Annotated in this window: 15 protein-coding genes; 5 read left to right on the plus strand and 10 right to left on the minus strand. The window is 67.1% G+C overall.

Translation table 11 applies throughout. The features are described from left to right. Positions 1 to 68: 68 nt before the first annotated feature. The 3 genes from AC1RJ5_RS19290 to AC1RJ5_RS19300 all read right to left on the minus strand — a co-directional run bounded on the left by AC1RJ5_RS19290 (position 69) and on the right by AC1RJ5_RS19300 (position 5,151). On the minus strand, positions 69 to 2,447 hold the full coding sequence (locus AC1RJ5_RS19290) for a TonB-dependent receptor (protein WP_493115143.1): 2,379 nt from the start codon (positions 2,445 to 2,447) through the stop codon (positions 69 to 71). A gap of 102 nt (positions 2,448 to 2,549) precedes the next feature. Continuing rightward, positions 2,550 to 3,884 (minus strand): MFS transporter, encoded by a 1,335-nt coding sequence (locus AC1RJ5_RS19295; RefSeq protein ID WP_493115145.1) that lies wholly within the window; start codon positions 3,882 to 3,884, stop codon positions 2,550 to 2,552. A 61-nt stretch (positions 3,885 to 3,945) separates the two neighbouring features. Next, positions 3,946 to 5,151 (minus strand): TetR/AcrR family transcriptional regulator, encoded by a 1,206-nt coding sequence (locus tag AC1RJ5_RS19300; RefSeq protein WP_493115147.1) that lies wholly within the window; start codon positions 5,149 to 5,151, stop codon positions 3,946 to 3,948. Positions 5,152 to 5,433: 282 nt separating this feature from the next. On the opposite strand from AC1RJ5_RS19300, the gene AC1RJ5_RS19305 reads away from it, so the two are divergent. Both AC1RJ5_RS19305 and AC1RJ5_RS19310 read left to right on the plus strand, forming a co-directional pair. Further along, positions 5,434 to 7,863, plus strand: a complete 2,430-nt coding sequence (locus AC1RJ5_RS19305; protein ID WP_493115149.1) for a glucose/quinate/shikimate family membrane-bound PQQ-dependent dehydrogenase — start codon at positions 5,434 to 5,436, stop codon at positions 7,861 to 7,863. 197 nt (positions 7,864 to 8,060) lie between these two features. Continuing rightward, on the plus strand, positions 8,061 to 9,251 hold the full coding sequence (locus AC1RJ5_RS19310) for a carbohydrate porin (RefSeq protein WP_493115151.1): 1,191 nt from the start codon (positions 8,061 to 8,063) through the stop codon (positions 9,249 to 9,251). Positions 9,252 to 9,259: 8 nt separating this feature from the next. Here the strand turns inward: AC1RJ5_RS19310 and AC1RJ5_RS19315 are convergent, their stop codons facing one another. Then, positions 9,260 to 9,880, minus strand: coding sequence for a TetR family transcriptional regulator (locus AC1RJ5_RS19315; protein WP_493115153.1), 621 nt, complete (start codon positions 9,878 to 9,880; stop codon positions 9,260 to 9,262). Between the two features lie 83 nt (positions 9,881 to 9,963). Here AC1RJ5_RS19315 and AC1RJ5_RS19320 point away from each other — a divergent pair, with 83 nt between their 5' ends. Then, the gene (locus AC1RJ5_RS19320; RefSeq protein ID WP_342249083.1) at positions 9,964 to 11,283 is read left to right on the plus strand and encodes an NAD(P)/FAD-dependent oxidoreductase; all 1,320 of its coding nucleotides are present in this window, start codon (positions 9,964 to 9,966) and stop codon (positions 11,281 to 11,283) included. 81 nt (positions 11,284 to 11,364) lie between these two features. On the opposite strand, the gene AC1RJ5_RS19325 is transcribed toward AC1RJ5_RS19320, so the two are convergent. From AC1RJ5_RS19325 to AC1RJ5_RS19350, 6 genes are read right to left on the minus strand one after another with little or no spacing between them, the layout of a single operon-like run. Next, entirely contained in the window at positions 11,365 to 12,120 is a 756-nt protein-coding gene (locus AC1RJ5_RS19325) for an ABC transporter ATP-binding protein (RefSeq protein WP_342249082.1), read from the minus strand. A 3-nt stretch (positions 12,121 to 12,123) separates the two neighbouring features. Continuing rightward, positions 12,124 to 12,903, minus strand: a complete 780-nt coding sequence (locus tag AC1RJ5_RS19330) for an ABC transporter permease subunit (RefSeq protein ID WP_269576320.1) — start codon at positions 12,901 to 12,903, stop codon at positions 12,124 to 12,126. Then, positions 12,900 to 13,877 (minus strand): aliphatic sulfonate ABC transporter substrate-binding protein, encoded by a 978-nt coding sequence (locus AC1RJ5_RS19335; protein ID WP_493115156.1) that lies wholly within the window; start codon positions 13,875 to 13,877, stop codon positions 12,900 to 12,902. Before AC1RJ5_RS19335 ends, AC1RJ5_RS19330 begins: the two co-directional genes overlap by 4 nt. Further along, positions 13,874 to 14,812 (minus strand): TauD/TfdA dioxygenase family protein, encoded by a 939-nt coding sequence (locus AC1RJ5_RS19340; RefSeq protein ID WP_269576318.1) that lies wholly within the window; start codon positions 14,810 to 14,812, stop codon positions 13,874 to 13,876. The genes AC1RJ5_RS19335 and AC1RJ5_RS19340 overlap by 4 nt, the downstream gene beginning before the upstream one ends. 20 nt (positions 14,813 to 14,832) lie before the next feature. Next, positions 14,833 to 16,173: an LLM class flavin-dependent oxidoreductase gene (locus tag AC1RJ5_RS19345; RefSeq protein WP_493115158.1), complete on the minus strand. Its 1,341-nt coding sequence runs from the start codon at positions 16,171 to 16,173 to the stop codon at positions 14,833 to 14,835. A 2-nt stretch (positions 16,174 to 16,175) separates the two neighbouring features. Continuing rightward, positions 16,176 to 18,548 (minus strand): TonB-dependent receptor, encoded by a 2,373-nt coding sequence (locus AC1RJ5_RS19350; RefSeq protein WP_493115160.1) that lies wholly within the window; start codon positions 18,546 to 18,548, stop codon positions 16,176 to 16,178. Between the two features lie 168 nt (positions 18,549 to 18,716). Between AC1RJ5_RS19350 and cysK the strand changes: the two genes are divergently transcribed. Together cysK and AC1RJ5_RS19360 are read left to right on the plus strand one after the other, a co-directional pair. Beyond that, positions 18,717 to 19,673, plus strand: a complete 957-nt coding sequence (gene cysK, locus AC1RJ5_RS19355; protein ID WP_269576315.1) for a cysteine synthase A — start codon at positions 18,717 to 18,719, stop codon at positions 19,671 to 19,673. 14 nt (positions 19,674 to 19,687) lie between these two features. Further along, entirely contained in the window at positions 19,688 to 20,371 is a 684-nt protein-coding gene (locus AC1RJ5_RS19360) for a DOPA 4,5-dioxygenase family protein (protein WP_493115162.1), read from the plus strand. Positions 20,372 to 20,606: the final 235 nt, after the last annotated feature.

Here is a 20,606-nt window from a genome sequence, read left to right on the forward strand (position 1 = left end):
GGGTCCTTGGTGCGACGGATCGCGCGCCGCCCCCTGCCGATTGGCCCGGGAGCGGCGGCGAAGGCGCGTCAGAAGTTGATCTTGGCGAAGGCACCGAGCGTCCGGTAGGCGTTCGGCGAGGTATAGTGCAGCAGGCCAAGCGGGCCGTAGATCTGCCAGCCGGTGGAATAATAGGTGTTCAGCAGGTTGCGGGCATAGACGCCGAACTCCACCACGCCGTCCAGCTTGGCCAGGCTGACACGCCCGTTGAGCAAGCCATAGCCCGGGATCCGCGAATAGGTGGAATTGGGCGTCTTGGTGCCATCCGCGTTGCTGACGGCCGGGGCGAGGATGTCGCCGAGCATCGCGCCGGTCACCGTCTGGGTGTCGCTGCGATAGCCATAGTCGAGATGCGCCTTGAAGTTCAGCCCGGCGCCGATCTCGTCGGCATAGTCCATCGTCACGCTAGCCTGCCATTCGGGCGCATTGGTAAGGCGCGTGCCGGTATAGTTGGCGGTCGGGCTGGCGACATAATCGGTGAAGGTGGCGTCGGTATAGGTAACCGAGCCGCCCAGCGTGATCTGCCGCGCCGGCTTGACCATGAGCGACGCCTCGATGCCGCGCGAACGCAGGCCCGGCGCGTTGCCGATCGCCGACGCCAGGATGAACCCGCCGATGCCGGTGCTCACCGGCGTCAGGATCGTCGCCTGGAAATCGGTGAACTTTGACGAGAAGGCTGCGAGGTTGAACCGGGCGCGGCGATCGAACAGCTCGCTCTTCAAGCCGATTTCCCAGCTCTTCACCGATTCCGGATTGTATGGATCGTAGCGGTTGCCGACAAAGGCGACGCCGCCCGGCTTGTAGCCCGTGGCATAGCTTGCATAGACCATCAGGTCGCGGCTGATCGTGAATTGCGGCGCGATGCGATAGGTGAAGCGGCCGCCCTTCTTCGATCCCGTGCGGAACGCCTCGGTCGGCCCGGCGCCGGTGGCGACGAAGATCGGCGAATAGCCGGTGATCGGCCTGGGATCGATATTGACGTAGCTGATCGTCTGGCTGTTCCAGTCGTAATTGTAGCGCCCGCCAAAGGTCACGCTGAACCGGCGCGCCGGCGTGATCTTGACCTGGCCGAACGCGGCCGCCGCCTCGTTGGTGGCGTCGAACAGCACGGCGTTGCCCAGCATCGCCTTGGTGATCGGATCGAAGGCGCCGGTCACCGCATAGAGCGTCGGCGACGGGACACCGGCAGGCGACAGCAGCGGCGTGCCGAGCGTGCCCCATTGCAGCTGGGTCTGCTTGGCATTCAGCTTGTTGTAGAAGGCGCCGAACAGATACTCGATCGTGCCGCCGGTGGGCGAGGCGAAGTGGATCTCCTCGCTGAACTTGTTCGTCTTCAGCCGGCCTGAATTGAACGGGATATAGGCATAGACGTTGCGGGGCAGCAGATCGGCGGGCGTGTCGTTGTCGAAACTCGTCTCGCGATAGGCGGTGATCGAGGTCAGCGTGTGCTGGCCCATCTCATAGTTCACATGGAGCGAACCGCCCTTGTTGGTCGTGGTGTTATGGCCCAGCGATCCGTCGGCGCTGTCGGCGTTCTCCGGCCCCGGGACGACGCCAAGCGCGATCTGCGCCGCGGTTAGCGCGGCGGCGGGCGCAAAGGTCGATCCGGCCGGGCCGCCAACGGGCACGCGGATGGCAGTGTCGATATGGTGGGTATATTCGCCGGCGAGCACCAGTTCGAGCGACGGCGCCGGCTGGAACAGCAGCTTGCCGCGCACGCCCCATTCGCTGACCAGGCCGAGATTGCGGTCGAGCACCACATAGCGGCCCTTGCCGTCCTGCCCCAGTGCGAAAGCGGAGACGCGCAGCGCGGCCTGATCGCTGAGCGGCACGTTCACGGTCGCATTGGTGTTGCGGTCGTTGCGCTCGCCATAGCTGGCGTAGGCGGTGCCGGAGAACTGGCCGATCACCGGCTTGTTGGTGGTGATCGCGATCACACCCGAGGTCGAGTTCTTGCCGAACAGCGTGCCCTGCGGGCCCATCAGCACGTCGACGCGCTGGATATCGGTAAGGCCGATCAGGCCGTTGTCGCGCTGGGCATCCATCACGACGTCGTCGACGACGACATTGACTGATTTGGCATTGGAGAAATCGAACGAAGTGCTGCCGACGCCGCGGATCTGGAAGGCGGCGCCCTGGGTGGGGTCATATTGAACGCCGGGCACAACATATTGCAGGTCGGTGAGCGAGGTGAAGCCGCTGTCCTCCAGCGCCTGGCCGCTGACCGAGGTGATCGAGATCGGCACCGATTGTGCCTTTTCCTGGCGGCGCTGCGCAGTGACGACGATGTCGGCGAGGCCGGTATCCCCGGAAGCCTCGCTCGTCTGTACGGGAGCGGTGTTGGCGTTCTGTGCAAACGCTTGTTCAGTAACGCCAAAGCCGCAGCCGAGCGTTGCTGCGCTGGCCATCAGCGCACGAAACAGGTCGGTTCTCATCCGAAATACCCCTCGAAGTCCCACCGATTCGGCGGGATACGGGGCACCTCCTATGGTGTATCCATGACGGCATAATTACACTTGTTCAGTGAGTGCCTCGGGAGTTGTGCGCATTGCTGAAGATATTCCGGCGGGCTCGTCCAGCGAGGAATCCGCCAGAATTCTGAGTGAAACCAACGTGATCAGCGCGGCTGCCGCGCCCGGGACGAGCAGCACCGGCGCGAACGTCTGTTCAGGCCCAAGGGCCGCGCGCGGGTCGAAGCCCAGGGTGCGATAGCCCGCGAACAACAGCCCCGAAGCGACGGCGCCACATAGATTGAAGGGCAGGTGGAACCCGGCATAATGCGCGGCTGCACGCTTCCCCGACGGCGAGCCTCCGGCATCGAGCCGCGCGCCGAGCAGCATCCGCAGGGCCATGAAGTCGATCGCGGAGGTCAGCCCGAACGGCACCGTCCACAGAATCAGCGCGACTGGCGAGCCGGCGGGCAGCAGCGGCAGGGCAAGCGCCAGGCCCAGATTCGCCCAGAGCGTCAGCCGCAGCAGCGCGTGCGCGCTGAGACTGGCGCCGATCCGGATCGCCGCCAGGATGCCGATGGCGGCGCAGATGGTCTGAACGAGGATCCCGGTTGGCGCCCAGCCGTGCAGCCCCAGGCCATTGTCGACCATGTAGAAATAGCCGGTGGTGGTGATCGCCGCATGTGCACCGTTGAGCGCGAACAGCGCTGCCAGCCGGCGATTGCCGCGACTGGCGAACAGCAGCCGCAACGGATCGAGCAGCGAGGCGAGCCGCCACCTGCCCGGCGCGGGCGCCTGGTCAGGCAACAGGGTGACGAGTGTGGCGTGCAGTACCAGCGCACCAAAGGCGACGGTGATCATGATGACGGTGAAAGGGGAGGGCCAGCTGGCGACCTGCAGTGCGCCGATCGCCGAAAAGCAGATACCGCCAGCGATCCCGAACAGCGTCCGCGTGCCGAATATCCGTCCCCGGGACCGGTTATCGTGCGCGGCCTCGAGTGCCCAGGCGCCGTGCGTGACGTTGCACAAGGCCCAGCCGACCACCAGCGCGACCAGTGCGACTGCCACCGAGGTGATCGATGGCGCGGTGCCCTGTCGCAGCAGTCCGGCGGTGCCGATCAGCACCAGCGCGGTACCCAGGATCATCCATAGTCGCCGCCGCCCGAGCCGATCCGATCCGTGATCGCCCATCGATCCCGCGAGCAACTCGGCCGGAATCGACGCGAAATTGGCGAGCAGCACCAGCCAGCCGACAACACCGACCTGCAGCGCGAGTTCGCCGGAAAGATACGGTGCCAGGAACACCCGCCGGGCGAGGTCATAGCCTGCAAAGGCCAGCGACGGCAGCGACAGCACGACGAGGCGCGTGCCCGACAATATTTCCCGATCCGCCATCCCGCCGCACTCCGGCCCGGCGCCTATCAGCGGGTTGTGCCGTTTCGATGACTCCGCGCGCTCAGCCGGTCGACCGGGTCCGCCAGGTCTCCAGCGCGGCTAGGGCATGGGCAAAGTGCGCGCGATCGGGAGTTTTGCGCGCCATGCCGATCATGCCCATGCCGAAGGCGGCAATCGATAGGACCTGTCCGGCCGCGCGGTCGAAGCCCGCGCCGATACCGATCCCCATTGGCGCCATGTCGCTCGCGCGCCAGTTCTCGCCGCGCCTGCGCCGCATGTCGATCGCATAGGGCAGCAGGCTGGGTTCGCGGGCGCTGGCGAGCGCGATCATCGAGGTTGCCTTGACCAGGTCCTGGATACTGGTGTCGTTGGGGGGCGTGCCATTATGGTCGATGCGGATATCACTCCGCCGGCTATGGAAGCGGGCAATGACCGCATGGAGGCCGGCCACCACCAGGGTGGCGCGGGCCCCGAAATGATAGACGACCGTGGAGGCCGGCACGCCGGCGGCAAGCGCGACCGAGCGGTGCGTGACGCTTTCGATGCCTTGCGAGACGATCAGGTCGGCGGCGCTGCTCGTGATCCGTTGGCGCTTCGCATCTTCTTCCTCGGCTGCCGGCGTCACGGCGGCATCGAGCCGGCTGATCAGCGATGCGATCACGGCGCCCTTGTCGGCATCCGCGCCTGGAAAGATGCCACTCGCAAAGCGCTGGAGGCACAGCGAACGGAGCAGCGCATATTTCGGATCGTCGCCGGCGCCGAGCGAGAATCCGGCCTCGTCCAGCACATAGCCGAGCGCCAGCTCGGCCAGCGCCGCGTCCCCGAAGATCAGTTCGGCCCAGAACCGCCCGGCATCGTCGAGCCAATCCTCGAGCACAGGCAGCCGATCGGGCCGCAACGCACGATCATGCACCAGCTCGATCAGGAGGATCGCCTGGCGTCGCTCCCGGGTCACCCATTCGCGCAGTGCCAGTTCGGCGATGGCGGCGCGCGAGGCGCTGTCCCTGGCGCCCACATCGCTCGCAAGCGCTCCCCATTTTTCGAAGAACACCAGGTCGCGCGCATGCGCTGCCTGCGTTACGCCCTCAACTAGCTGCTCCTTGCTGCCCATGCGCGCCGAGATGACAGGCACGCTGACGCCAAGGCTGGTCGCGAGTGGTCGCAGTGTCAGTTCGGCGAGTCCCCCGGACGCAATAAGATCCAGCGCCTGGTCGACGATCGCATCGACGGAAATACCAAGGGGAAGCGTTGATCGGTTCACGGGCACGCCGCGGGTCTATCGCAATCCCTTCTCCCGGTCACGATCCGCGAAGCATCGCGCGCGTTCCTCGTTGGGCTTGCCGCAAGGGTGCCAGGTCGGGTGGAAGACGCTGTGCCGGATTTGCCGGCGACCACTCCGCCAGGCCGTCCGGCTTGAACTTCGTCCCTGAATGTACTAACTGGTACACAGTTGACGTCGCCGCCGCGACGGTTCCGCGATTCGACGCGTCCCATCGCCCAACCGCATTCCGGCCTCCCCGACGATCGTTACGCAAGAAGGAGGTGCCGCATGTCGGGCACTAGACAATGGGCCAGCCTGCTTACGCGCAGCTGGCTGGTGCTTTTGGGCCTGGTACTGCTCGCGGCGGGCCTGTTCTTTGCCATCGGCGGCGCCAGGCTGGTGAGCCTTGGCGGCAGTTTCTACTTCCTGCTCGCGGGTATCGCGCTGGTGGCATCCGGCGTGCTGATCGCGCGCCGTCGCTCGGCCGGCGCGCTGGTCTTCGGCGCCACCTTCGCGCTGACGATCCTCTGGGCGCTATGGGAAGTCGGTCTGAGCTTCTGGCCGCTGATCTCCCGCCTGCTCGCGATGGGCGTCGGCGCGACGGTGGTGGCGCTGTCCTATCCCTTGCTGCGCCGCGCAGAGGGGCTGGCCCCGATGTGGCGCCCGGCGCTTGCGACGGGCGCCGTGCTCGGCATCGCCTCGGCGACCGGCTTCGGCGCGATGTTCGTGCCGCACCCGACCGTGGCCTTTGCCAGCACGCCGGGCGCGCTGCTCCCCGTCGATCCGGCACAGGCGCAGAAGGATTGGGCCGCCTATGGCAACACGCCGGGCGGCAGCCGCTTCGTCGCGCTGGACCAGATCACCCGCGACAATGTGCAGAACCTCAAGGTCGCCTGGACCTATCGCACCGGCGATGTCGCGGTGAGCGACGGCAATGGCGCCGAGGATCAGGATACGCCGCTGCAGATCGGCGACACCGTCTATATCTGCACCCCGCACAACAACGTCATCGCGCTCGATGCCGATACCGGCCGCGAGAAGTGGAAGGCGCTGATCAACGCGCATGCCTCGGTATGGATGCGCTGCCGCGGCCTCGCCTATTTCGATGCGCGCGCGCCGCTGCAACAGCCGAGCCTGCCCGGCGCGACGCCGGTCGCCGCAGCCACCGTGCCGGAGGGTGCCGCCTGCCAGCGCCGCATCCTGATGAACACGATCAACGCCGAGCTGATCGCGCTCGACGCCGATACCGGCAAGTTCTGCACGGACTTCGGCCAGGGCGGCCGGGTCGATCTCAAGGCCGGCCTCGGCAACGCGCCCGACCCGCAATATCAGCTCACCGCCGCGCCGACGCTGGCCGGCACCACGGTCGTGGTCGGCGGCCGCATCGCCGACAATGTCCAGACCGACATGCCCGGCGGCGTGGTCCGCGGCTTCGACGTGATCAGCGGCAAGCTGCGCTGGGCGTTCGATCCCGGCAATCCCGCGATCACCGGCACGCCCCCGGCGGGACAGACTTATACGCGTTCGACCCCGAACGTCTGGTCTTCCATGTCCTATGACGCGGACTCGAACACTGTGTTCATGCCGGTCGGCAGTTCGTCGGTCGACCTGTACGGCGTGCCGCGCACGGCTCTCGACCACAAATACGGCGCCTCGATCCTCGCGCTCGACGCCACTACCGGCCGCGAGAAGTGGCATTTCCAGACCGTCCACAACGATCTCTGGGACTTCGACGTGCCGATGCAGCCGAGCTTCATAGACTTCCCCATGCCCGGTCGGCCGGCCGTCCCGGCGCTGATCGTCGGCACCAAGGCCGGGCAGGTCTATGTGCTCGACCGCGCCACCGGCAAGCCGCTGACCAAGGTCGTCGAGACGCCGGTCAAGGCGGCGGACATCCCCGGCGAACCCTATGCGCGCACCCAGCCGCGCTCGGTCGGCATGCCGCAGATCGGCGTGGGTCCGCTCGCCGAGAAGGACATGTGGGGTGCCACCCCGTTCGACCAGCTGCTCTGCCGCATCGCGTTCAAGGGCATGCGCTATGAGGGGCTGTACACCGCACCCGGCACCGACAAGTCGCTCAGCTTCCCCGGCTCGCTCGGCGGCATGAACTGGGGCGGCGTCTCGACCGATCCGACCACCGGCACCGTCTTCGTCAACGACATGCGGCTGGGCCTGTGGGTGCGGATGGTGCCGCAGACCGCCACACAGGCGGGCAAGAGCGGCGCGGCCGGCGAGGCGGTCAACACTGGCATGGGCAGCGTTCCGCTGAAGGGCACACCCTATTCGGTGGTGAAGGATCGCTTCCTCTCCGCGCTCGGCGTGCCATGCCAGGCGCCGCCCTACGGCACGCTGACCGCGATCGACCTCAAGACGCGCAGCATCAAGTGGCAGGTGCCGGTCGGCACGGTGCGCGACACCGGCCCGCTCGGCATCCGCATGGGCCTGCCGATCCCGATCGGCCTGCCGACTCTGGGTGGCACGCTGGCCACGCAGGGCGGCCTCGTCTTCATCGCCGGCACCCAGGATTATTACCTGCGGGCCTTCAACTCGGCGAACGGCGCAGAGGTATGGAAGGCGCGATTGCCGGTCGGCAGCCAGGGCGGGCCGATGAGCTACCGCTCGCCGCGCACCGGCAAGCAATATGTCGTGATCACCGCAGGCGGCGCGCGCCAGTCCCCTGATCGGGGCGACTATGTGATCGCCTACGCGCTGCCCTGACCCGATGATCGGGAGCGCGGCCCGCCGCTGCGCTCCCGCCCTTGTTCAACACTGGATGATCCCGTGTCCGACGACACGGGAAGGAGGGCGCTTTGGCCCGGTACACACCGATATTCGCAGCGGCTTTGCTGTCCGCCGCCCCCCTTTCAGGAGCGCATGCCCAAGCGGAAGCGTCTGCGCCTGCCGAGCCGGGCCTGTTGTCCCCGGATCGGGAGACGCTCACCGGCGATTGGGGCGGCGCGCGCAGCGACCTGCGCGAGGCGGGGATCAGCCTCCGCGCCGATTATGTCTCCGAGACCTTCGCCGCCGTCGATGGCGGCCTGAAGCGCGGCACCGGCTATACCCAGCAGCTGCGCGCCGGCGTCGATGTCGATCTCGACAGGACGATCGGCTGGTCGGGCGCGCTCTTCCATCTCACGCTCAACGACCGGCGCGGCATCGGCGTCTCGTCGGATATCGTCGGCAACCGCCTGCCGATCCAGGAAGCGGCGGGCGGCAACTTCACCAAGCTCACCGAATTCAGCATCGAGCAGAATTTCGATAGCGGCCGGCTGAACCTGCGCGTCGGCTATTTCGCGATGGGCAATGATCTGGGCGGCATGGCGATCGGCTGCAACCTGGTGAACGCCGCCTTCTGCGCGCACCCGCTGGCCTTTTCGGGCGACACCGGCTGGTACAATTACCCCAATGCCCGCTGGGGCGCCACGCTGCGCTATCGGCTGCGCCCGGATGTGACGCTGCGCACCGGCCTCTTCCAGGTCAATCCCCGCCTCAACGACGAGCATAATGCCTTCCGTCCCTTCGCCGGCGGCTCGACGGGCGTGCTGGTGCCGATCGAAGTCGAATATGATCCGGGCATCGGCAAGGACAGTCGCGTGCTGCCGGGCCACTACAAGCTCGGCTTCTACTATGACAGCTCGACGGTGGCGCGGCAGGGCCGCCCGGGCAGCGTTACCGGCCGCTACGGCGCCTATATCCTGGCCGACCAGATGGTGGTGCGCGGCAGCGGGGGCAGGGGGCTCTCTGTCTTCGGGCAGTTCGCCGCCAATCCCCGGGCATCGGCGCCGATCACCCGGTGGTTCGCTGCCGGCCTGGTCAAGACCGGCACCTTCGCCAGCCGCGATGCCGATACGATCGCGCTCGGCATTATCCAGGCGCGGGTCAATCCGCGGCTGCGCGACCTGCACGAGGCGTCCCAGGCCGTGCCCGAAGGCTTCGTCTCGCTGCCGGCCGGCGAGACCGCGATCGAGCTGAGCTACGGCATCCAGCTGCGCCGCTGGCTCAGCATCCGGCCGGACGTCCAGTATATCCTCGATCCGGGCACCTTCGCCTTCCGCCGCACCCGCAACGCGCTGGCGTTCGGCAGCCAGGTCAAGGTCCAGTTCTGATGCAGGCGTCAGCCATCCGCGCGGCAATAGCGCAAGACAGTGTCGATCACCTGTTCGCGCCGCTGCGCGACGGCCGCCTCGCTCTCCATGTCCGCGCCGAAGATCGTGCCGAAAGTGTAGCGATTGGCCACGAAGTAGAAGGCGAGCGCGCTGATCGTCATGTGCAGGTCGGCGGCGTCGATGCCGGCACGGAAGCTCCCCTCGACCACGCCGCGATCGAGCAGCGCCCGGGTACGCGGCAGCACCACTTCGTTGCGCCCTTCCGAGATCCCGCCGACATGCGGCCCGCGCCGCATGTTCTCGTCCATCACCAGCCGCACCAGCTCGGGATGGCGGAAGTGGAAATCGAAGCTGTGCCCGGTCAGTCGGGCCAGCGCCTCGATCGCCGGCAGCGCGTCGAGCCCGGTGTCGAGCTCGGCCGAGCGGAAGCCGCGATAGGCTTCGGTCAGCACCGCGCGGTAGAGCCCGTCCTTGCTGCCGAAATGATAGTAGATCATCCGCTTCGAGGTGGCCGTGGCCGCGGCGATCTCGTCGACCCGCGCGCCGGCAAAGCCCTTGTCGGCGAAATGCCGCGTGGCGATCGCGATGATCTCCTGGCGATTGCGTTCAGTGAAATTGTCGTCGGCCACATCCTGTTTTGCGATCCGCCGCGAGGCATTGCAACGTGCAACGCGCCGGATGTGACTCGAACGACCCAGACCGCGGAGCGAGCATGACAAGCGACAGGAAGATCCAGATCGTGATCGTCGGCGGCGGTGCCGCCGGCCTTGAACTCGCGCGCAAGCTCGGCAGCCGCTACGGCCGCAAGCGGCACGACATCATCCTGATCGATCGAAACCGCACCCATATCTGGAAGCCGCTGCTGCACGAGGTGGCGGCGGGCTCGCTCGATGCCAGCCTCGACGAGGTGGGCTATCGCAGCCACTGCCATCGCTGGGGCTATCGCTATCATTATGGCACGCTGGAGCGGATCGATCGCACCGCGCGCCGCGTCCATCTCGCGCCCGTGCTCGATCCCAAGGGGCGCGAAGTGATCGGCGCGCATACGGTGCGCTATGACTATCTGGTGCTGGCCTATGGCTCTGTCACCAATGACTTCGGCACGCCGGGCGTCGCCGAGAACTGCCTGTTCCTCGACAGCCAGGCCCAGGCGGACAGCTTCCGCGACCAGCTGCTCGATCATTGCCTGCGCGTGTCGCGCGCCATGTCCGAGGATCCGGCATCGGATGCGCGCGTGCGCATCGCCATTGTCGGCGGCGGCGCCACTGGCGTCGAGCTGGCGGCCGAACTCTACAACGCAGCCGACGGCCTCAGCTATTACGGGCTCGAGGTGTTCGACCGGAAGCGGCTGGACGTGACCCTGCTCGAGGCTGGGCCGCGCATCCTGCCGGCATTGCCCGAGCGTCTGGCCGATGCCGCGCGCGAGGAGCTGGAGGTGCTCGGCGTCAAGGTGATGACTGGCGTCGCCGTAACCGCCTCGACGCCACTCGGCATGGAGACGCGTGGGGGCATTTTCGTGCCCGCCGATCTCCAGCTCTGGGCCGCCGGGGTGAAGGCGGCGCCGATCCGCGAGGGGCTGGACGGGCTGCGGCTGTCGCGAGGCGACCAGGTCATCGTGCGGCCGACGCTGCAGAGCCTGGACGACGAGCGCATCTTCGCGATCGGCGACTGCGCCTCCTATACGCCCGCCGGCAGCGACCGCCCGATCCCGCCGCGCGCGCAGGCGGCACACCAGATGGCGGACACCGCCTTCGCCAATCTTTCCCGCCTGATGGCCGGCATGCCGCTCAAGACCTTTGTCTACCGCGATCACGGTTCGCTGGTATCGCTCAGCCGCTTCTCCACCGTGGGATCGCTGATGGGCCGGCTGGTCGGCGGACGCATGGCAGTTGAAGGACGGCTGGCACGCTTCGTCTACATGTCGCTCTACCGCATGCACCTGCTGGCGGTGCATGGCAGGATCCGCGGTACGATCCTGATTTTAGTAAGCTATATCAACAGGTTCGTTCGCCCCAGGCTCAAGCTGCACTGAGAACTCGGCTCTGGGCGCAAAACCGTCCTTGGCCTGTACTTCGTGTACTTTCGCGGATCGCCGCCGGAACGGTGTAGGCAATCAGCGCCCGAGCAGCCGGTCGAGGATCAGCCCTTCCAGCGCCGCCAGCTCAGCATCGCCGTGGCGGCGTGGGCGGGGCACGGCGATCGGCAGGTCGAGCGCGATCCTGCCCGCTTCCATCACCACGACCCGGTCGGCCAGCGCTACCGCCTCGGCCACGTCATGGGTGACGAGCAGCGCCGAAAAGCCTTCGCTCGCCCACACGGTCTCGACCAGTGCCTGCATCTCGATGCGGGTAAGCGCGTCGAGCGCGCCGAGCGGCTCGTCGAGCGCGAGCAGGCGCGGCTGGCTGATCAGCGCGCGGGCAAGCGCAACCCGCTGACGCTGGCCGCCGGAGAGCGCGGCGGGCCATTGCTCGGCCTTGTCGGCCAGCCCGACTTCGGCAAGCCGGGCATCGACCAGCCGGTCGCGCTCGGCGGCATCGAGCCCGGTCGGCGCGCCTATCGCGACATTCTCGCGCACGCTCGCCCAGGGCAGTAGCCGTGGCTCCTGGAAAACCAGCCGTGCCGCGGCGAGATCGACCTCGATGCCGCCGCCGCCCGGCTGGATCAGCCCCATGACCGCGCGCAGCAGGGTGCTCTTGCCGCAGCCCGATCGGCCGACGATCGCGACGAATTCGCCGGGTTCGATATGCAGGCTCAGCCGGTCGAGCACCTGGTTCTGCCCAAAGGCGACGGAGAGCTCGCGGACGGCCACCGGCGCGCCGCTGACCGGGCGGTCAGCCTGTTCGACGAGACGAAGTGCGGGAAGGTTCATGGCTCAGGCCCTTGCGTAGGCGGGGTTCCAGCGGAGCAGGCGCTGCTCCAGCGCGCGGGTCAGGCTGTCGGCGAGCTTGCCGAGGCCGGCATAGACGAAGATCGCCAGCACGATGATGTCGGTCTGGCTGAACTCGCGGGCCTGCGTCGCCATGTAGCCGATGCCCGAATTGGCGGCGATCGTCTCGGCGACGATCAGGGTCAGCCACATGATGCCCAGGCCGAAGCGCAAGCCCACCAGGATCGAGGGCAGGGCGCCCGGGAAGATGATCCGGCGGAACAGCTCCCAGCGCTTCATCCCATAGACCCGGCCCATCTCGATCAGCTGGGGATCGACCGAGACCACGCCGTGATAGGTGTTCAGGTAGATGGGGAAGAAGATGCCCCAGGCGACGAGCAGGATCTTGGCCTGCTCGCCGATGCCGAACCACAGGATGACCAGCGGCAGCAGCGCGAGGTGCGGGATCGTCCGCACCATCTGCAAGGTCGGGTCGAGCAGCCTCCGCGCGAAGGGCGACAGCCCGCAGACCAGCCCCAGCACGAAGCTGATCGATCCGCCCACCACCAATCCGGTCAATGCCCGGGCGGTGCTCACGGCAAGATGGTGGATCAGCTCACCGTCGGCGGTCAGCTCGGCCGCTGCCTTCACCACGGCCGTCGGCGCCGGCAGGATCTGCGAGGGCAGCAGTCCCGTGGTCGAGGCGAGTTGCCAGACGACGAGTAGTCCCACCGGCACGATCGCCGGGACGAGCGGGCTTTCCTTCCAGCCGGCGCCCCGGGTCATGCCGGCTTCCAGCCGGTCCAGGCCGCCTTGGAGGCATCGACCCGCTTGGGCAGCACCCCGGCGTCGAACAGATAGTCCGAGACCTTTTGCTGGTTCTCGATCACCTCCGGGGTCACCGGATCGACGCGGAACAGGAAGTCCTTGTAGCGTGTCAGCATGCCGTCGAGCACCTGCGGTGGCAGCCGCGTCGCCTTGGCGACCTGGTCGCGATAGAAGTTGCGGTTGGCATTGCCCCAGGCGGCCTCCGCGCGCAGCTCGTCGAGCGTGGCGCGCAGCACATCGGTGCGGTTCCGCACGAAATCGCCCGAGGCGATGTAGAAGGCGGTGGTGTTGAGCCCGGACGCGGGCAGCGGCACTTCACGGGCGCCGCCGCGGATCTGGGCGAGCGTGAAATACGGATCCCACACCACCCAGCCATCGACCGACCCATTGGCGAGCGCGGTCTGCGCGTCGCCGGGGGCGAGGCTGGCCGTCTGGATGTCCTTGAGGCCCAGCCCGACCTGCTTGAGCCCCGCTGCCAGCGCGAACTCGGCGGCGGAGCCCTTGGTATAGGCCACGCGCCTGCCCTTGAGCTGGGCGAGGTTCGTTACGCTCGACTTGGCCGGCACCAGCAACCCGCTGCCGACCAGGCCGGGGAAGCTCTGCGCGGCAACGAAGTTGAGGTCGGTTCCCGCCGCCTGGGCGTAGGCGACCGGAGTGTCACCGACCAGGCCGATATCGACGGCACCGGCGCGGATCGCCTCGATCAGCGGCGGGCCCGAGGCGAACTCGACCCACTTCACCGGCGCTATCCCGCGCTTATCCAGCCGCTTGGCGAACTCGCCCCGCGTCTCTGCGAGGAAGGGCACGCCGTTCTTCTGGGTGGCGAAGATCACGTCCTTGCGCTCGGGGCCGGCCTTGCGGCCGCAGCCGGCAAGGGCCAGCCCGGCGGCAGTGCCGCCGAGCAGGACGAGCGACTGGCGGCGCGAGATCATTCCGCTGCCTCCAGCAGCGCCTCGGGCGCGGGCAGGATCGCGCGGCTCGACTGGCCATCGACGCCGACCGGCACATCGCCCGCCAGCGTCACACGGCGGACGACGCGGTGCTGGTCGCCATAATCGTCGATCGCATAATGCTGGGTGGCGCGATTGTCCCAGATCGCCACATCGCCTTCGCGCCAGCGCCAGCGCACGCTGTTCTCGAGCCGGGTCACATAGCTTTGCAGCCGATCGTAGAGCGCCTTGGAGTCCGCCTGCGGCAGTCCGACGAACTGTTTGACGAAACCGCCGAGCAGGAGCGTCCGCTCGCCGCTCTCGGGATGGACGCGCACCACGGGATGCTCAGTCTCGTACACCACCCGCGCGAACACGGCGGCGAAGCGCTTACGCTGCTCCTCGGTCGCGTCGGGGCGCTCGGCGGCATAGTCATAGGCATTGGTGTGGATCGCGCGCAGCCCGTCAGCCAGCTCGCGCAGTGGCTCGGGCAGGTCCTGATAGGCGGCGACGGTATTGGCCCAGACCGTGTCGCCGCCCGCCGGCGGGATCGTCACGCCGCGCAGGATCGAGGCGAAGGGATAGGCCGGCACGAAAGTGATGTCGGTGTGCCAGTGATTGGCGCGGGCGCCGTGGTGCGAGTCCAGCTCGAACAGGAAATTGCCGCGCGACGGCACGGTCGGGTGCTCGAACGGCGTGCCGAATGTCTGGCCGAACGCTTCCTGCCCGGCATCGTCGAGATGATGCTGGCCGCGGAAGAACAGCACCTTATGGCGCACCAGCGCGGCGCGGATCGCCGCCAGTGTTTCGGGCGGGAGATCGGCGGAGAGCGCGACCCCGCGCACTTCAGCGCCGATGCGCCCGCCGACAGGCACTACGTCGAGCGGGATCTGGGGGTCGGGCGTGTTCAGATAGGCACTGCGGGTAGAGACGGTCATGGCAGCTCTCCTTCGTTGGGTTACTCGGCAGCGGCGGCCAGCGCCGGGGTTTGGGGAAGGGGCAGGCCCAGATGGTCGCGCAGCGTCCGGCCCGCATATTCGGTGCGGAACAGTCCGCGGCGCTGCAGCTCGGGCACGACCAGTTCCGCGAACGCCTCCAGCCCCTGTGGCAGGATCGGCGGCATGATGTTGAAGCCGTCCGCCGCGCCCGCGGTGAACCAGTCCTCGAGCAGGTCGGCGGTCTCGCCGGGTGTGCCGACCACTGTCTTGTGCCCGCGCGCGGTGATGATCCGGGCGATGAGCTGGCGGATGCTCAGACCCTCGGCCCGCGCGGTATCGACCAGCAGCTTCTGGCGGCTCTGCCAGCCCTGGGTGGAGGCAGGCTCGGGCAGCGGGCCGTCGAGCGGATATTGCGACAGGTCGGTGCCCATCAGCCCGGAGACGAAGCCGATGCCGAGCCGCGGATCGACCAGCGCGAGCAGTTCGTCGTGCAGCTGCTGGGCTTTTTCCCGTGTCTCGGCGACGAAGGGCATGATCCCCGGCAGCACCAGCAGCTCGTCCGGGTCGCGGCCGTTCGCCGAAGCAGCGGCGCGCAGCCGGGTGCGGAAGGCGATGGCGTCCTCCCGCGATTGCTGGGCGGTGAAGACCAGTTCGGCGGTGGCGGCGGCGAGTGCGATCCCGTCGTCGGACGAGCCCGCCTGCACGATCACCGGATGGCCCTGCGGCGTGCGGTCGAGCTGGAGCGGCCCGGCGACCTTGAAGAACTGGCCCCCATGGTCGATCCGGTGGATGCGGGCGGGGTCGTAGAAGCGCCGCGCCTGCTGGTCCGCGATCAGCGCGCCGTCCTCCCAGCTGTTCCACAGCGCCTTGACCACATCGACATATTCGCCGGCACGGGCGTAGCGATGGGCGTGCTCATATTGGTGATCGAGCCCGAAATTATGCGCCTCGGCGTCCGAGCCCGAAGTCACGCAGTTCCACCCGGCTCGCCCGCCGCTCAGATGATCGAGCGAGGCGAACTTCCGGGCGAGGTGATAGGGCGGGAGATACGTCGCCGAGACGGTGGCGACGAGGCCGATCCGCTCGGTCTGCGGCGCGAGCGCGGCGAGCAGCGACAGCGGCTCGAAATAATAGGGCAGGGCCGCCAGCGCCCCCAGTTCGGAAGGCGGCCCCAGCATCGCGACATTGTCGGCGAAGAAGATCGCGTCGAACTTCGCTGCCTCGGCCACCTGTGCCTGATGCACATAGTGGCCGAGCCGGGTGAGCGCGCGCGGATCGGCCGACGGGTGCAGCCAGGCCGCGGCGTGATGGCCGACCCCCATCAGGAAGGCGCCGAGCCGCATCTGCCGATCGCGCGCCACGGTCAGAACCGCGCCCGCGCGGTGGTGCCGAAGGTGCGCGTCTCGCCGAGCACCTTGATGAACGGCGTGATCGCGGTCGCCTGGCCGATGCCGACGGCATAGCGCTTGTCGAACAGGTTGCGGCTCCAGAATTGCAGCGAATAGCGGCCGTCGGCGCTACGGATCCCGATGCCGGCATTGGTAAGGCCATAGCCTTCCTGCCTGCCGTACACGGAGACGGCGCTCAGCAGGTTGGTCTCGCTGCGATAGGTCTGGTTGACATAGCCGAACAGGCCGAGCGCATCGGAGACGGTGTTGTCGTAGTTGAGGCTGAACTGGCCGCTCCATTTCGAGGAGCCGGGTATGCGCGTGCCCGACAGGTTCACCGAGGGCGCGACATTGCTGAGCTCCACCGGCGGCGGCGCGTTGGTATAGGAGCGGAAGGTCGCGTCGTTGAACGACCCGCTCGCCGAGGCGCTGAACCCGCCGCCGAGCTTGGCCGACGCCTCCAGCTCGACGCCGCGCAGCCGGGCCCGCGCCGCATTGCCGAGGAAATAGCCGAGCGCCACCCGGTTCGGGTCATATTGCGTCGCCTGGAAGTCCTTGATGTCGTTCCAGTAGAAATTGACGTTGAAGGTCGCCCTGCCGCCGGCCAGCGTCGTCTTGATGCCGGCTTCGTAAGCGGTCGACTTCTCCGGATCGATGATCACCGGCTTGCCCGGCGTCGCGCCCAGATTGGCCGCGCCCGACTTCTCGCCATAGCTGACCGAGGCATAGAGCAGCACGTCGTCGGAAAGCTTGAACGACGGATTGACCAGCCACGACCAGCTGCTGGTGGTCTTCTCGTCGGCAACCGCGAAGATCCCGCCGAACGCGTTGACGATCGCCGTGCGCGCCGGGGCGAGCGTGGCCGGCAGCGCCGAACCGCCAAAGACGGTCGCGGTGTTCGACGCCTTCTTGTTCTCGCGGGTGAAGCGCAGGCCGCCGGTCAACGCCAGCCGGTCGCTCGCATGCCAGGTAAGCTGGCCGAACGCCGCGCCGCTGGTGACCTGGAGCTTGCCATATTGGTCATACTCCACGCCATCGAGGATCGCCGGGAGCAGCGCGGCGGCGGGCAGCGCCCCGGTGAGGAAATACTTCGTCGAGTCCGCCTGGAAGATCGAGCGGTTGTTGCTGACCAGGTCCTCGCGCAGGAAATAGCCGCCGAACTGATATTCGATCGGATTGCCGGCGGCCGAGGCGATCCGGATCTCCTGCGAATATTGATCGACATCCACGTCATAGCCGGCGCGCAGGATCGAGAAGGGCGAGAGGTCGCTGTCGTTATGCGGGCGGAAGCGCAGCTGCCGCCAGGCGCTCACTGCGGTCAGGGTGGGGCCGCCCAGGTCGATCGTCAGCTCGTTCGACAGGCCGTTGACCCGGGAGTCGATCCGCTCCTGGGTGTTGAGATTGGCGTTCTGGCCGATCCTGTAGCTGGGCGTGTAGCCGAAGATCGATTTGAGCTTGTTCTCCCAGGCGCCCGAGCGGACCGCGCCATTGGCGAAGGTCGTCGCGTCCGCGAAGCCGGGATAGTAATTATTGTACTCGCTGGTCTCGTAATGCTCGCCGATCAGGCGGCTGGTCACCGGGCCGCTCTGGAACAGCAGCTGCCCGCGTGCCGCCCAGCGGTTCACATCGAGATATTTCTGGCCGTCCTGGGCATTCTTCGCCCAGCCATCCGAGCGATCGACATAGAAGGTCGCGCGATAGGCCAGGGTGTCGCCGATCAGCGGGCCGGTCGCGTTGGCGCGGATCTGGAAGTGGTTCTGGTTGCCATAGCCCGCCTCGAGATTGAGCTCGGGGGTGAAGCTCGGCCGCTTGGTCGTGACGATCAGCGCGCCGATCGTGGTGTTCTTGCCGAGCAGCGTGCCCTGCGGCCCGCGCACCAGCTCGACATGGTCGAGGTCGACGAAATCGAGCCAGCTGAAGCCGACATGGGTGAAGAACACATTGTCGACGATCAGGCCGACGCCCGATTCCGCGCCGTCATTGCTGGCATTGCCGCCAAGCCCGCGGACATAGAGGCCGGATACGCGGGTGTTCTGCTGAACAGCGGCGAAATTGGGCAGCTTCGCCGCGAAATCGCCGACGCGGTAGATATGCTGGTCGGCCAGCTCGCTGCCCGAGACCGCGCTGATCGCGACGGGCACCTCCTGCAGTTTCTCCTCACGCCGCCGCGCCGTGACCAGGATCTCCTGGCCGGTGGCGTGCTGCGCTTCCTCGTCGGCGACGGGATCGTCGGCGGTCGCCGCGACGGGCTTTGGTTTGTCGTCATCGGCAGCCCAGGCCGGCGCGGAAGCGACCAGGGTGAGAGCGGTGGCGGCCAGTGCGAGAACCCGGATCTTCCTGTTGTGCATGTTCGTGCCTCCCTTATCTCTATCATTCTAGTAGAGATTAAATGGGGCAACCGGAGTTCGGCTTCACCGCGGTGAGCTAAAACTATCAGGACCGCGTCGCGCTGAGCTGGCTTATTATCCATCAATCTAGTAGGATATAAATCCGGCCCTGAGAAGAGGGAGGCGCGCGTGAGGGCGAGCAGCATTCTCGAGACGATCGGCAACACGCCGCATATCCGTGCGTCGCGGCTGTTCCCGGATGCGAAGGTCTGGATCAAGGCCGAGCGATCGAATCCCGGTGGGTCGATCAAGGACCGCATCGCGCTGGCGATGATCGAGACAGCCGAGCGCAAGGGGTTGCTTCGTCCGGGCGGCACGATCATCGAGCCGACCAGCGGCAATACGGGCATCGGGCTCGCGCTGGTCGCGGCGGTGAAGGGCTACCGGCTGATCCTGGTGATGCCCGAAAGCATGAGCGTGGAGCGCCGCCGGCTGATGCTGGCCTATGGCGCCAGCTTCGATCTCACCCCGCGCGCGCAGGGCATGGCTGGCGCGATCGACCGGGCGCATGCGCTGGTGCGCGCGACGCCGGGCGCATGGATGCCGCAGCAATTCGACAATCCGGCCAATATCGATGCGCATGTCCGCACTACCGCCCAGGAGATACTGGCGGACTTCCGCAGCGATCCGATCGACGCGATCATCACCGGCGTCGGCACCGGCGGGCACATCACTGCGCTGGCGGAGACGCTCAAGATGGAATGGCCGACGCTTCAGGTCTTCGCGGTTGAGCCCGAACTTTCGCCGGTGCTTTCCGGCGGCGCGCCGGGTCCGCACCCGATCCAGGGCATCGGTGCGGGGTTCATCCCGGCCAATCTCCATGCCGACATGCTCGATGGCGTGATCCAGGTCAGCGCCGACGAAGCGCGCGGCTTTGCTCGCCGCGCGGCATGCGAGGAGGGGCTGCTCGTCGGCCCTAGCTCCGGCGCGACCCTTGCGGCGATTGCCCGCAAGCTGCCCGAGCTGCCCGGCGCGAACATCCTCGGCTTCGCCTATGACACGGGCGAGCGCTATCTCTCGGTGCCCGATTTCCTTCCGGAAGAAGCGGCGCCGGAATTCACCCTGGCCGGCGTCCGCGCCCATTGACCGGAGAAGCTTCCATGTCGCTCGATCCCGATTTCTTCAACGAGCGCGACGACCAGATGTGGGCCGATTTGCTGTCGCCCGGGCGTCGCGCGCTATTGGGAGGGGGCGCGGCGGCACTGGCCGCAATCGGCCTTGCGCGAGGCGCGGAGGCGCAAACCACGCCCGCGCCGGCCATACCCGTCGCACCGCAGGCCACCGGGCGTAGCCCCTGGGGCTATGAGACCTACAAGGAGGCGACACCCCGCCCGAAATCGGTGCGCCCCGGCGAAGCCGTGCTGCCATCTAGCCCGCGCGCCTATACCGACATCAAGAGCTACCACGCGCACATCTATTTCGACGAGGACAGCTATGAAAAGGCGGCGCTGATCCGCAAATGGGCGGCCGAGCGATTCTCCGTCGAGCTCGGCAACTGGAACCTCGAGCCGCGCGGGCCGCATGTCACGCCGTCCTTCTATTTCGGCTTTACCAACGACCAGCTGCCGGTGATCGTCCCCTGGTTGCAGCTCAACAGCCTCGGCCTGACGATCCTGCTGCATCCGAACACCAAGGATCCCCGCGCGGACCATCTCCACTACGCGCTGTGGGTGAACCGGTCCCAGCCGGTGAATGCATACGGCATGCATGCGTCCGGGCCCGGTGAGCCGAAGGTGGAGCAGATCTACCCGAACACGCGGCCGAGCGTCCGTCCCGAGGTCTGAACGAAAAAAAGTGGCCGCGCCCTGCGGGATGGGGCGCGGCCAAGACCTGAGCTTGGGGAATGAACCTCGCTCGGGGAAGCGATGAAACCGGACGAGAGCGGCTGCCGGCTTCATCGGCACGGCGATAATTCCTATCGATGTAGTATGAATTGAAAAGCAAGTTCGGCTTTTGCGGCCTAAAGCTCATCTCCTGTATCTCTACTTATTAAGTAGAGTATAATCGATTCCGACTGGA

Source organism: Sphingomonas sp. GW822-FHT03G08 (genome assembly GCF_058801135.1).

What these genes read in the sequence shown, in the direction of transcription:
- AC1RJ5_RS19320 (WP_342249083.1), top strand. Translation starts at nt 9,964, where the DNA reads ATGACAAGCGACAGGAAGATCCAGATCGTGATCGTCGGCGGCGGTGCC.
- AC1RJ5_RS19360 (WP_493115162.1), top strand. Translation starts at nt 19,688, where the DNA reads ATGTCGCTCGATCCCGATTTCTTCAACGAGCGCGACGACCAGATGTGG.
- AC1RJ5_RS19340 (WP_269576318.1), bottom strand. Translation starts at nt 14,812, where the DNA reads ATGACCGTCTCTACCCGCAGTGCCTATCTGAACACGCCCGACCCCCAG.
- AC1RJ5_RS19295 (WP_493115145.1), bottom strand. Translation starts at nt 3,884, where the DNA reads ATGGCGGATCGGGAAATATTGTCGGGCACGCGCCTCGTCGTGCTGTCG.
- AC1RJ5_RS19330 (WP_269576320.1), bottom strand. Translation starts at nt 12,903, where the DNA reads ATGACCCGGGGCGCCGGCTGGAAGGAAAGCCCGCTCGTCCCGGCGATC.
- AC1RJ5_RS19325 (WP_342249082.1), bottom strand. Translation starts at nt 12,120, where the DNA reads ATGAACCTTCCCGCACTTCGTCTCGTCGAACAGGCTGACCGCCCGGTC.
- AC1RJ5_RS19305 (WP_493115149.1), top strand. Translation starts at nt 5,434, where the DNA reads ATGTCGGGCACTAGACAATGGGCCAGCCTGCTTACGCGCAGCTGGCTG.
- AC1RJ5_RS19335 (WP_493115156.1), bottom strand. Translation starts at nt 13,877, where the DNA reads ATGATCTCGCGCCGCCAGTCGCTCGTCCTGCTCGGCGGCACTGCCGCC.
- AC1RJ5_RS19290 (WP_493115143.1), bottom strand. Translation starts at nt 2,447, where the DNA reads ATGGCCAGCGCAGCAACGCTCGGCTGCGGCTTTGGCGTTACTGAACAA.
- AC1RJ5_RS19350 (WP_493115160.1), bottom strand. Translation starts at nt 18,548, where the DNA reads ATGCACAACAGGAAGATCCGGGTTCTCGCACTGGCCGCCACCGCTCTC.